This is a genomic window from Brucella haematophila (assembly GCF_005938105.1).
In the GTDB taxonomy this organism is placed as follows: domain Bacteria; phylum Pseudomonadota; class Alphaproteobacteria; order Rhizobiales; family Rhizobiaceae; genus Brucella; species Brucella haematophila.
Map to the genome: position 1 here is coordinate 183,916 of NZ_VCPE01000009.1, position 12,656 is coordinate 196,571.

The window sequence follows — 12,656 nt, forward strand, 5'->3', positions numbered from 1 at the left end:
TCTTTGCGTGCCATATTTAGCGCAGCACGCTGTAATGTACTGGTTTAGTTCTCCTGAACGCTTGCTGACGATTCGCGCACTTGGTACTGAGAAGCATGGGAAAAAGTCTGATTCCGCCGGGCGACGGCGAAGAACACATCGAACGGGTCGATCTTAAATCGGCCCTCGAGGAACGTTACCTCGCTTATGCGCTGTCCACGATCATGCATCGTGCGCTGCCGGACGTGCGCGACGGTCTGAAACCGGTGCATCGGCGCATCATGCACGCCATGCGTCTGCTGCGTCTCAATCCCGATCAGGCCTATGCGAAATGCGCGCGTATCGTCGGCGACGTGATGGGTAAGTTCCACCCGCATGGCGATGCTTCGATCTACGATGCGCTGGTGCGTCTGGCGCAGGATTTCGCGGTGCGTTATCCGCTGGTCGACGGGCAGGGCAATTTCGGCAATATCGACGGCGATAATGCTGCCGCCATGCGTTATACCGAAGCGCGCATGACCGAAGTGGCGACGCTGCTGCTCGAAGGCATCACCGAAAACGCCATCGATTTCCGTCCGACCTATAATGAGGAAGACGAGGAACCGATCGTTCTGCCGGGTGCATTCCCGAACCTGCTGGCCAATGGCTCGGCGGGCATCGCGGTCGGCATGGCGACGAATATTCCGCCGCATAACGTGGCGGAGCTGTGTTCCTCGGCGCTTTACCTGATCAATCATCCCGATGCGGGCGTGGAAGAACTCATCACCTCGCCGGAGCAATGGGAAGAGCTGAAGCGTGAGGCGGAAACCGATCCGTCCGCACTTCTGAAAGCCAAGGTGCGCGGCCCGGATTTCCCGACGGGCGGCGTTCTGGTTGAAGACCATGGCAATATTGTCGAAGCCTATCGCACGGGTCGCGGCGCGTTCCGTGTCCGTGCGCGTTGGGAAAAGGAAGAGGGCAATCGCGGCACCTGGGTGATCGTTGTCACTGAGATTCCGTATCAGGTGCAGAAGTCGCGCCTGATCGAGAAGATTGCCGAATTGCTGCTGGCCAAGAAGCTGCCGCTGCTCGACGATATTCGCGATGAATCTGCGGAAGATATCCGCATCGTTCTGGAGCCGAAGAACCGCACCGTCGACCCGGAATTGTTGATGGAATCGCTGTTCAAGCTGACCGAGCTTGAGAGCCGCGTTTCGCTCAACATGAATGTGCTGTCGCATGGCAAGGTGCCGAATGTGCTGTCGCTGGGCGGCGTGCTGCGCGAATGGCTGGAACACCGCAAGGAAGTTCTGGTTCGTCGCTCGCAATATCGTCTGGCCGAGATTGAACGACGTCTGGAAATCCTCGGCGGCTTCCTGATCGCCTATCTCAATCTGGATGAAGTCATTCGCATCATCCGCGAGGAAGACGAGCCGAAGCAGGAATTGATGCGAACATTCGAGCTGAACGATGTTCAGGCCGAGTCGATCCTCAATATGCGCCTGCGTTCTTTGCGCAAGCTCGAGGAATTCGAGATCCGCAAGGAGTTTGATGCTCTGACGGTTGAAAAGGCCGACATCGAAGGGCTGCTTGTTTCCGGCACACGCCAGTGGAAGAAGATCAGCGCCGAGATCAAGGCGGTGCGTGAGAAGTTCGGTCCCGCAACCAAGCTCGGCAAGCGCCGCACGAATTTCGCCGAAGCGCCGACACACGATCTTGAAGACATCCACAATGCGATGATTGAGCGCGAGCCGGTGACGATTGTCGTGTCGGAAAAAGGCTGGTTGCGTGCGATGAAGGGCCATATGGCCGACTTCTCGACGCTCTCCTTCAAGGAAGGCGACAAGCTCAAGCTGGCTTTCCATGCGGAAACCACTGACAAGCTTCTGTTCTTCACGACTGGCGGCAAGTTCTTCACCATCGGCGCCAATACGCTGCCGGGTGGTCGCGGTCATGGCGAGCCGATCCGCATTCTGGTCGATATGGAAAACGATCAGGATATTCTGACGGCTTTCGTACATGATCCATCGGCAAAGCTGCTGCTGGTTTCACATGAGGGCAATGGTTTCATTGTTCCGGAGAATGAAGCCGTCGCCAATACCCGCAAGGGCAAGCAGGTGATGAATGTGAAGGCACCGGACGAAGCGAAGATTTGCACGCGCGTTTCCGGCGATCACATCGCGGTCGTTGGCGAAAATCGCAAGATGGTTGTCTTCCCGCTTGCTGAAATCCCGGAAATGACACGCGGCAAGGGCGTTCGTCTGCAAAAATACAAGGATGGCGGCATTTCCGACATTCGCACATTCGCGATGGCCGACGGTCTGTCCTGGCAGGATTCGGCAGAACGGACCTTTACGCGCAACAAGGAAGAACTCGTCGAGTGGATTGGCGCTCGCGCTTCTGCCGGACGCGTTGTCCCGAAGGGGTTTCCGCGTTCGGGCAAGTTTTGACGCGCCCATCAAAACAATAAGAAAAGGCGGCTTCTGCCGCCTTTTTCATGTCTAGCCTTCAAACCGTTGCCACCCGCGAGGGCCGAGATGTTCCTGCGGGGTGAAGCGGATTTTATACTGCATCTTGCGCGAACCCTCGACCCAATAGCCGAGATAGACATGCGGCAAGCCTGCGGCGCGCGCCCGTTCGATATGGTCGAGAATCATATAGGTGCCGAGCGAACGGTCGTGCATATGCGGCGAGAAGAACGAATAGACCATGGAAAGGCCATCGGCCATCACATCGGTCAGCGCCACGGCGATCAGTTCACCGTCGCCCTTGGGATCGATAAAACTGTCGGGGCCGCGACGGCGATACTCGATGATCTGCGTGTTGACGTGGGTATCTTCAACCATCATCGCATAATCGAGCACGGTCATGTCCGACATGCCGCCTGAACGGTGGCGGGCGTCGAGATAATCGCGAAAAAGCGCATATTGCTCGGTGCTCGGCTGCGCCTTGTGCACGCGACCAACCAGATCACGATTCTGGTTCCAGACGCGGCGCATATTGCGCGTCATCTCGAACTCTCCCGCCAGAATGCGCACGGAAACGCAGGCGCGGCAAAGCTCGCAGGCCGGACGATAGGCGATGTTCTGGGAGCGGCGGAAACCGCCTTGAGTCAGGAGATCGTTGATCTCGTTGGCTTTATCGCCCACGAGATGCGTAAAAACTTTGCGCTCCATCTGCCCGTCGAGATACGGACAAGGCGATGGGGCCGTCAAAAAGAACTGCGGAGACTGTTGCGGTTGATGGGTCATTCAATATCCACGAAATGGCAATACCGAAACCATCACGATATCTGACAAGGATCGAACCGACGGCGCAAAACGTCAAGTGGCATTTTGCGCAGCCGGCTCTGAATTTTTTTGATCTTAGAGCGCATGTCGAAAAGTGCGAAGCGATTTTCGGGACAAGATGCGCGTCAAAGAAATGATTTAAGATGGGTGTGTTTCCCTCCACATCGGTTGGTGTCGGGAAACACGAAACTGTCTTTGAGCGCGATCTTAACGATCCGAGCGGATGACCGCCGTACCAAGCAGAAGATCGTGCACCGTGCGCTTGCGGTCGAGAACCAGCGTTGCAAGCAGGATCAGCGGCGTCAGCACGACATTGAGGCCCCAGAACAGCACCGAGTGAACGATGGCGAGCATCGGGTCTACCATGCCGCCTTCAAGCCGGACGAGCTTGAGGTTCATCATCTGCATGCCCTTTGTGGCCTGCTGCGGGCCGCCCATGGTGCGCGACACATAGATCAGCGCGACGATGGGGAACATGATGCCGTAGAGCATCCAGCCGATGCCAAGCGTCAGTATGCCGAACAGCGCAATGATGATTGCGGCCGGGATACACAGCAGAAAGACGATGAGATAATCGATGAGAAAAGCCATCATCCGGCGCGTACGCACGCCTTCGAAGAAAGCCCGGCTGTCGTAACGCGGAGCCATGATCTCGCCGTGCAGGATATGGTCGGACATTTTTCCTTCCAGTCGTTTAAAAAGACAACCGGAGACAAGACAACGTCCGGCGTCGCTCCGCCTTCCGGGCGGAACGCTACGAACATGGTAAATGAAGTGGGCCGTTTCAAGGAAGGGGCCAGAGAAAGCACTGGCAACCTGTCCGTGTCTGATTCAAAAGTCGCCATGCCGGTCTGCAAATGGCAATTTCTGTGCTTCCGGTGCTCACGTACCCAAAAGTACGCTGCGCTCCGGTTCTCGAAATCACCATTTTCGCCACGGCCTGTCGCTTTTTAATTCAGACACTAGCTTAGCCGCGCTGTTTCAGCTTTTCGGCGACCTCAATTGCGAAATAGGTGAGGATGCCGTCGCATCCGGCGCGCTTGAAAGCCAGAAGGCTTTCCATCATCACCTTTTCTTCATCGATCCAGCCATTGATACCGGCGGCCTTGATCATCGCGTATTCACCCGACACCTGATAGGCATAGGTGGGCAGGCGGAATTCGCTTTTCAGCCGGTGGATAATGTCGAGATAGGGCATGCCAGGCTTGACCATCAGCATGTCCGCGCCCTCGGCAATATCCTGCTCGGCTTCGCGCACTGCTTCTTCCGGATTGGCCGGGTCGAGATAATAGGTCTTCTTGTCGCCTTTCAGCAGTCCCTGCGTGCCGATGGCCTCGCGATAGGGGCCATAGAAAGCCGATGCGAATTTCGTCGCATAGGACATGATCGGAATGTGATGATAGCCGTTCTCGTCCAGCGCCTGACGGATCGCGCCGATACGGCCGTCCATCATGTCGGATGGCGCGATGATATCGGCACCGGCTTCAGCCTGCGAAAGCGCGCCGCGCACAACCATGGCTACGGATTCGTCATTGACGATCTCGCCATCGCGCAAAATGCCGTCATGGCCATGCGTGGTAAAGGGATCGAGCGCGGCATCGGTGATGACGCCGATCTCCGGCACTTCCTTCTTGATCGCGCGCACGGCACGGTTGATCAGATTGTCGGGGCTGGCGACAAAGGCGCCGTCATCCGTTTTCACTTCCGCCTTTTCGCGCGGGAAGGGGGCAATGGCAGGAATGCCAAGCTTGGCGGCTTTCTCGGCCATGCGCACCGCCATATCGACCGAATAGCGCTCGACACCCGGCATGGCTTCCACAGGTTCGGAAACGCCGTTTCCGTAGGTGAGGAAGAATGGCAGGATCAGATCGTCCACCGTCAGTTGCGTTTCCTGCACCAGCCTGCGCGACCAGTCGGCCTTGCGCATACGGCGCAAACGGCGGCTGCCGGTCACGTCATCGACATGTCTGCCGATATGAGGGGGGAGATATTTGGATTGACGGTCGCTCATTGAATTATTCCCGAGAATGGAAGCCGCGATGCCTATGCTTTGATATGCAATCAAGGGCTGACTTCGGATGCGCACCGTTTATCACGGGAAAAGTGGTGAAACCAAGAAGATTGGCCGGTACGCGCCTGTGTGGGATTGACGCGGGGCGTCTCACTTTCTACCCATTTGTTGGAACGGGAGACAAGATATGCAGATTGACTTTGGCGGTGGCGGCGAAATCAGCTTTGAACGCAAGGGAAAAGCCGGTCTGGTAAAGCTGACGCGAACCGCAGCGCTTAACGCGCTGACGCATAAGATGATTCTGGCGCTCGACCGCGCATTGCAGGCTTGGGAAGACGATCCCGAAGTCGCCTGCGTGATTCTCGAAGGTGAGGGCCGGGCATTCTGCGCTGGCGGCGATGTCGTCGCGGCTTACAAGGCTGGCCGTGAGGGCACGCCCGCTTATGATTTCTTCCGTGACGAATATCGGCTCAATGCCCGCATAGGCCGGTTTCCCAAGCCCTATATCTCGTTGATCAACGGGATCATCATGGGCGGGGGCGCTGGTATTTCGGTGCATGGCTCGCACCGTATCGTGACCGAGAACACCATGTTCGCCATGCCGGAAACGGGAATCGGCTTCTTTCCCGATGTCGGCGGAAGCGCGTTCCTGCCGCATCTTCACGACAATTTCGGATATTATCTTGCCTTGACGGGCAATCGCATTCGCTGGGGCGATTGTCTCCAGAGTGGGATTGCCACCCACGCGGTTGCGGCAAGTGACCTGCACGACCTGCGCGATGATCTCATCGCGACTGCGGATATCGATGCTGCGCTGACGCGCAGCCAATATCCCGATTTCGAAACATCCGCCGAAGCGCGGCATGTGATCAATGAGAGCTTTTCCGGTGCAACGCTTGCCGATTGCATGAATTTGCTGGACAAGGCCGCCGCTTCGGGCAGCAAACCGGCGACGGATATTTTGAATGTGATCGCAACGCGGTCGCCAACCAGCGTGGCGGTTACCTTCCGGCAGATCGCCGACGGGCGTCCGCTCGACCTCGATGATTGCATGCGGATGGAATATCGCATCGCCAGCCGGATGCTTGAAGCCCACGACTTCTATGAAGGCGTGCGGGCGTTGCTGATCGACAAGGATGGCGCGCCGTCCTGGCAACCGGCTTCCATCGAGGATGTGAAACCGGAACAGGTAAACGCCTATTTCGTCAATCTTGGCGAAAAGGAACTGACGTTCTCATGAGGAATTGCTGATGCATATGGATGAGCTGCGCCAGCACGCGCAACCGACCGGCCTCGAATGGACATTTACCTGGTTCATTCGCTTGCTGGCGCTTACCGCACTGGCGAGCGGCGTTCTCTATTGGGTGCGGCTCATCGGTATTCATCCGGGATTGCTATGGCGGTTCGATCTGATGCCATGGATGTGGCAGACCGCCGTTGTCGCGCTGGCTGTGTTAATGCCTGTTGCTGCAACGGGTCTCTGGATGCGGGCAACCTGGGGCCCGGTGCTCTGGTTCGTTGCCGCAATCGGCGAGATCAGCATCTATTCGGTTTTCGAGCGGAACTTCGAAAGCAGACCGTTGACGGTTACGTTCAATGCGCTGTGCATCGTCATGTATATCGTGTTCCGCGTTCTGCTGGTTCTGGAAAAGCGGCGGCAGGCAAAGGCCAGCATTTCCGCCTGATTGCGGGGGCAGGTAAGTAAACATTAAGCCTGAATTTGCATTCCTCTCGGTAAGCTACTGTTAAGTCTGACTTTTAAGTCGAATTTTATGCATCTCCCCTAAAGTCCTCTCAAGACAGCGAGAAACATCGCTGCATAAAACAGGAAGAGAGCTGCATCGAGGATTTCCCGAATGCGGCTCCGACAGAGAGGCAAAGACAATGATGAATGCTCAGCGCAAGATCGACGCTCCGCTCTATGCTCCGGAAGCCGCACTCCGCAGCCTGTATCTGGAAGCCCTTCAGCTGGTAGAGCGTCTGCACCGCCGCCTGCTCGATGTTGTGAAGGATGAGTTCGACCGCAACGGTCAGCTCGACATCAACGCAACGCAGGCGCTGCTGCTCTTCAACATTGGCAATTCGGAACTGACCGCCGGTGAACTGCGCTCGCGCGGTTACTATCTCGGCTCGAATGTTTCCTACAACCTCAAGAAGCTTGTCGAAATGGGCTTCATTCATCATCAGCGTTCGCGTGTTGATCGCCGTTCGGTGCGTGTCAGCCTGACCGACAAGGGCAATGAAATCGCCAATCAGGTTGCTGCTCTTTATGAACGTCACGTCCTGTCCATCGAACAGGTCGGCGGAATTCAGGTTGAAGAATTCATGGCGATGAACAAGTCTCTGCAGCGCCTCGACCGCTTCTGGAACGACAGCATCGCTTATCGTCTCTGATAAATCGACCGGTGTTCCGGGAAGTTTGTTGCAGAACGGACACAACAGACCTGCATTTGCTGAAGCGGATGGGCAATTATGCTTCGATCTTGATGCGCGTGGCTTGCAAACTGGGCCGCGCGACATGATTAAGCCATAAAAACCGACATAAGCAGTTCTCAAGACTGCACGGGCAAGAATGTGCCATCTTCCAACAGGTCGGGAGATATAAGCGGGCGCGCATGTTTGCGGGTCGCCTATCGCCTTGACACTCTGTTGCTGATATTCTCGGACGACTGCCGCCGACATTAAGCTGTGAGCGGCGCGCCTTTTTGGGACCAAGCAAATGACCAAAACTGACAAGAATGCCGAAGCTTTCAAAGTGGACCGCCGCCGCTTCCTGCGCGGTGCTGCAACAGCCGGCCTTTCCGTGGCAGCCTCGGCTTTTGCGACCTCGTCCTTTGCACAGCAGGCTTTTAACGATGTGCTCGCGTCGCCGCGGCGCGGTAACTGGGATGACCAGTTCGATGCGCGCGCGACAGGCGGCCAGAAGGTTGCGACCAACCAGCCGGTTCTGAGCCAGCAGACCATCGGCAATATCCAGGGCGCTATCGCACAATATACCGATATTGCCGGTCGCGGCGGCTGGCCAACAGTTCCGGGCAATGCAAAGCTTCAGCTTGGCGCGAACGACCAGTCGGTCCAGTATCTGCGCAAGCGCCTGATGGTTTCCGGCGATCTGCCGCAGGGCGCTGGTCTTTCCAATGCTTTTGACACCTATGTCGATGCGGCAGTGAAGCGTTTCCAGGCGCGTCACGGTCTGCCCGCAGACGGCGTGATGGGCCAGTTCACCTATGCCGCAATGAATGTGGATGCCAATACGCGTCTCGGTCAGCTCCAGACCAATTTGCAGCGCCTGTCGCCGCTGGTCAGCGCCGGTATGCAGGAACAGCGCTTCGTGATGGTGAATATTCCTGCCGCACGGATCGAAGCCGTTGAAAACGGCAGCGTCATGCAGCGTCATACTGCCGTTGTTGGCAAGATCGACCGTCAGACGCCGCTTCTCAATTCGAAAATTCACGAAGTCATTCTCAATCCTTACTGGACGGCGCCGAAGTCGATCATCCAGAAGGACATCATTCCGTTGATGCGGAAGGATCCGCAATATCTGACGAAGAACAAGATTCGTCTTTACAATCAGGCCGGTCAGGAAGTGCCGCCGGAAACCATCGACTGGAACACGGATGACGCTGTGAAGCTGATGTTCCGTCAGGACCCGGGCAAGATTAACGCCATGTCCTCGACCAAGATCAACTTCCATAATCAGTATGCCGTCTACATGCACGATACGCCGCAGAAGAGCTATTTCAACAAGCTCATGCGTTTCGACTCGTCGGGCTGCGTGCGCGTGCAGAATGTTCGCGATCTGGACGTATGGCTTTTGAAGAACACGGCTGGCTGGGATCGTCAGAACATCGAGGAAACGATCCGGACAGGCAACAATACGCCTATTCAGGTTGCCGACCCTGTGCCGCTGCACTTCGTGTACATCTCTGCCTGGTCGACGGGCGACGGCGTTGTGCAGTTCCGCGACGATATCTACAAGATGGACGGCGCAGCATCGCTGGCGCTTGGCACCGACACCTGATTTTTCGGTATTTCTTACTGAGCAAAAGCCGTTCCGAGCATTCGGGGCGGCTTTTTTAGTTCTAAAACCTATATCAAATCGGTTTGCCGCATTTTGGAACATGCTTTTCGCTTTGCGGCCATTGGCCTAGGGCATTCAAGTGTGATAATGCGCCTCATCCAATAGCTTTTACCGGCTGACCCGGAGGGTGTGAAAATGTCTCAAGCCAACGCCGCCGCCAAGAATGCGTTTTCCGACGCTTTCTTCAATGCAAGCCTCGAGGACATCGATTCCGAAATTTTCGGTGCAATTCGCAACGAACTCGGTCGTCAGCGCCATGAAATCGAGCTGATCGCCTCGGAAAACATTGTCTCGCGCGCTGTTCTTGAAGCGCAGGGTTCCATCCTCACCAACAAATATGCCGAAGGCTATCCGGGCAAGCGCTATTATGGCGGCTGCCAGTATGTGGACGTGGTGGAAGAACTGGCGATTGAACGCGCCAAGAAGCTTTTCGGCTGCGAATTCGCCAATGTTCAGCCGAATTCCGGCAGCCAGATGAACCAGGCCGTGTTCCTGGCTCTGCTTCAGCCGGGTGACACCTTCATGGGTCTCGACCTCAATTCGGGCGGCCATCTTACGCACGGTTCGCCAGTCAACATGTCTGGCAAGTGGTTCAACGTCGTGTCCTATGGCGTCCGTCAGGATGACCATCTGCTGGATATGGACGAAGTGGCTCGTCTCGCACGCGAAAACAAGCCAAAGCTGATTCTGGCTGGCGGTACCGCCTATTCGCGCGTCTGGGACTGGAAGCGCTTCCGTGAAATCGCTGATGAAGTCGGCGCTTACCTCATGGTCGATATGGCGCATATCGCCGGTCTGGTTGCTGGTGGTCAGCATCCTTCGCCGATCCCGCATGCACATGTCTGCACGACGACGACGCACAAGTCTCTGCGCGGTCCGCGTGGCGGCATGATCCTGACCAACGATGCCGATCTGGCGAAGAAGTTCAATTCGGCTGTGTTCCCGGGTCTTCAGGGCGGTCCGCTGATGCACGTTATCGCCGCCAAGGCGGTTGCCTTCGGTGAAGCGCTGAAGCCTGAATTCAAGCTTTATGCCAAGAACGTCGTCGATAATGCGCGCGCGCTCTCGGAAGAACTGAAGTCGCATGGCCTCGATATCGTCTCCGGCGGCACTGATAACCATCTGATGCTGGTTGATCTGCGTCCGAAGAACGCAACGGGCAAGCGTGCGGAAGCCGCTCTTGGCCGCGCCAACATCACCTGCAACAAGAACGGCATTCCGTTCGACCCTGAAAAGCCGTTCGTCACCTCCGGCGTTCGTCTCGGCACACCAGCGGGCACCACGCGCGGCTTCGGCGTAACCGAATTCAAGGAAATCGGCTCGCTGATCGCTGAAGTTCTCGACGGTCTGAAGGTTGCCAATTCCGACGAAGGCAATGCCGCTGTCGAACAGGCTGTGAAGGAAAAGGTTGTCGCTCTGACCGACCGTTTCCCGATGTATGGCTATCAGGGATAATCAGTCCCTGAAAGAAGAGTATCAAAAGCCCCGTTCAACCTTGTTGAGCGGGGCTTTTTTGCCCCTCATATCCGGTGCGTCGCATTCGGTATGTTGATTGGCGCAGATCAGCTATGATCTATAGGAATCAGTCTTCGAAGAGTTAAGTGAAAGAGTTCTATGCGTTGTCCCTATTGCCAATCTGAAGATACGCAAGTGAAGGATTCCCGTCCTGCGGAGGACGGTGCCGTTATTCGCAGGCGTCGTGTCTGTTCGGTCTGCGGCGGGCGCTTTACGACATTCGAGCGCGTTCAGCTTCGCGACCTGATGGTGGTAAAAAAGAGCGGACGCCGCGTGCCTTTCGACCGTGACAAGCTGACCCGCTCTATCGAAGTGGCGCTGCGCAAGCGCGATGTCGACAGCGAGCGCGTCGAGCGCGCAATTTCCGGGATTGTGCGCCAGCTCGAAAGTTCGGGCGAGGCGGAGGTGACGTCCGACGAGATTGGCCGTCTGGCAATGGATGCCCTCAAGGGTGTGGATGATATTGCCTATATCCGGTTTGCATCGGTCTACCGCAATTTCAGCAAGGCCGTCGATTTCCATAACGTGATCGATGAGCTGGCAGCCCCCGATTCCGAGGACGATCTGGATAAATAGGCATGACCGCATTGGAACTACCGCATTCGCAGGTGACCTCGGATGATATCCGCTTCATGGAAGCGACGATCCGTTATGCCCGTCGTCACAAGGGACTGACGGGAACAAATCCGTCTGTCGGTACGCTGATCGTCAAGGATGGCGTCATTATCGGGCGCGGCGTCACTGCACTTGGCGGCAGGCCGCATGCCGAACCGCAGGCGCTTGCCGATGCAGGCGAGGCGGCGCGTGGCGCAACAGCCTATGTCACGCTGGAGCCTTGCGCTCATCATGGTCGCACGCCGCCTTGTGCCGAAGCGCTGGTGCGTGCCGGTGTAGCCCGTGTTGTCGTCGCGGCCACCGATCCGGACGACCGGGTCAGCGGCAAGGGCTTTGCCATCCTGCGCGAAGCGGGCATCGAAGTGGTGCCGGGGATCCTTTCCGAAAAGGCCGCCAATGATCTCGCAGGCTACCTGAATCGATCTTCCAGGAAACGCCCGGAAGTGATTCTGAAACTTGCACTTTCCGCCGATGGCATGATCGGAAAAAAGGGCGAAGGGCAGGTGCCGATTACCGGTCCGGTGTCGCGTGCACAGTCCCACATCTTACGGTCGCAAACCGATGTTATCCTGATTGGTATCGAAACAGCGCTTGCTGACGATCCGGTTTTGAATTGCCGCCTGCCGGGGCTGGAACAACGCTCACCCATAAGGGTTGTGCTGGATGGCGGGCTTCGTTTGCCCCTGTCATCCAAGCTGGTTCAATCGGCAGATGCGCAGCCGCTCTGGATCGCTTGCAGCGAAGAGGCATCGCCGGAACGGCGCTACGAACTGAAGGCGGCGGGATGCCGCATTCTGGCAACCGAGGCGCATGACTGCCGCATCGCCTTGCCGGAGTTGATGGACGATCTTGCCGCACAGGGCATTGGTTCTGTTCTTGTGGAAGGCGGCGCGGGCGTCGCCAAGAGCTTTTTGGATGAAAAGCTGGTTGACCGCCTGATCACCTTTCGCTCACCAATAGAAATTGGTACTGCCGATGGGGTTGCCGTGCCCGGTCTTGAAACCCATATCGCAGAAGAATTCAAAATTCTCAGACAGGCGCGTTACGGTGACGATGCCTTTGTGGAATATGTGAGGGTCTGAATCGAAAAGCGATAGATCGCGGCGAAAATGGTGATTTTCGAGAACCGGAGCGCAGTGTACTTAAGTACATGAGCACCGAAAGCGCAGAAAAACGCCATTTGCAG

The 12,656-nt window shown here is 56.7% G+C and carries 11 protein-coding genes; 8 read left to right on the top strand and 3 right to left on the bottom strand.

Annotated elements, in window-relative coordinates; translation table 11 throughout:
• The first annotated feature begins 95 nt into the window (after nucleotides 1-95).
• A complete protein-coding gene (locus FGI60_RS14780) occupies nucleotides 96-2,408 on the top strand; it encodes a DNA topoisomerase IV subunit A (protein ID WP_138785857.1) in 2,313 nt (770 codons plus the stop codon).
• Between the two features lie 51 nt (nucleotides 2,409-2,459).
• Here the strand turns inward: FGI60_RS14780 and FGI60_RS14785 are convergent, their stop codons facing one another.
• The 3 genes from FGI60_RS14785 to hemB all read right to left on the bottom strand — a co-directional run bounded on the left by FGI60_RS14785 (nucleotide 2,460) and on the right by hemB (nucleotide 5,259).
• The gene (locus FGI60_RS14785; protein WP_078340494.1) at nucleotides 2,460-3,209 is read right to left on the bottom strand and encodes an arginyltransferase; all 750 of its coding nucleotides are present in this window, start codon (nucleotides 3,207-3,209) and stop codon (nucleotides 2,460-2,462) included.
• Between the two features lie 246 nt (nucleotides 3,210-3,455).
• Entirely contained in the window at nucleotides 3,456-3,926 is a 471-nt protein-coding gene (locus tag FGI60_RS14790) for an RDD family protein (protein WP_078340495.1), read from the bottom strand.
• A 289-nt stretch (nucleotides 3,927-4,215) separates the two neighbouring features.
• Nucleotides 4,216-5,259: a porphobilinogen synthase gene (gene hemB, locus FGI60_RS14800; protein WP_138785858.1), complete on the bottom strand. Its 1,044-nt coding sequence runs from the start codon at nucleotides 5,257-5,259 to the stop codon at nucleotides 4,216-4,218.
• A gap of 187 nt (nucleotides 5,260-5,446) precedes the next feature.
• Here hemB and FGI60_RS14805 point away from each other — a divergent pair, with 187 nt between their 5' ends.
• From FGI60_RS14805 to ribD, 7 genes are all read left to right on the top strand, one after another.
• Entirely contained in the window at nucleotides 5,447-6,499 is a 1,053-nt protein-coding gene (locus FGI60_RS14805; protein ID WP_138785859.1) for an enoyl-CoA hydratase/isomerase family protein, read from the top strand.
• 10 nt (nucleotides 6,500-6,509) lie between these two features.
• Nucleotides 6,510-6,944 carry a DUF6163 family protein gene (locus tag FGI60_RS14810; RefSeq protein ID WP_138785860.1) on the top strand — a complete coding sequence of 145 codons (435 nt, stop codon included), beginning with the start codon at nucleotides 6,510-6,512 and terminating at the stop codon, nucleotides 6,942-6,944.
• A 199-nt stretch (nucleotides 6,945-7,143) separates the two neighbouring features.
• Nucleotides 7,144-7,653, top strand: a complete 510-nt coding sequence (gene ldtR / locus FGI60_RS14815; RefSeq protein WP_078340499.1) for a transcriptional regulator LdtR — start codon at nucleotides 7,144-7,146, stop codon at nucleotides 7,651-7,653.
• A gap of 325 nt (nucleotides 7,654-7,978) precedes the next feature.
• Nucleotides 7,979-9,280: a L,D-transpeptidase family protein gene (locus FGI60_RS14820; RefSeq protein ID WP_138785861.1), complete on the top strand. Its 1,302-nt coding sequence runs from the start codon at nucleotides 7,979-7,981 to the stop codon at nucleotides 9,278-9,280.
• Nucleotides 9,281-9,475: 195 nt separating this feature from the next.
• Entirely contained in the window at nucleotides 9,476-10,795 is a 1,320-nt protein-coding gene (glyA, locus tag FGI60_RS14825; protein ID WP_078340501.1) for a serine hydroxymethyltransferase, read from the top strand.
• Nucleotides 10,796-10,954: 159 nt separating this feature from the next.
• Entirely contained in the window at nucleotides 10,955-11,431 is a 477-nt protein-coding gene (nrdR, locus tag FGI60_RS14830; protein WP_138785862.1) for a transcriptional regulator NrdR, read from the top strand.
• Nucleotides 11,432-11,433: 2 nt separating this feature from the next.
• Entirely contained in the window at nucleotides 11,434-12,552 is a 1,119-nt protein-coding gene (gene ribD / locus FGI60_RS14835) for a bifunctional diaminohydroxyphosphoribosylaminopyrimidine deaminase/5-amino-6-(5-phosphoribosylamino)uracil reductase RibD (RefSeq protein ID WP_138785863.1), read from the top strand.
• Nucleotides 12,553-12,656: the final 104 nt, after the last annotated feature.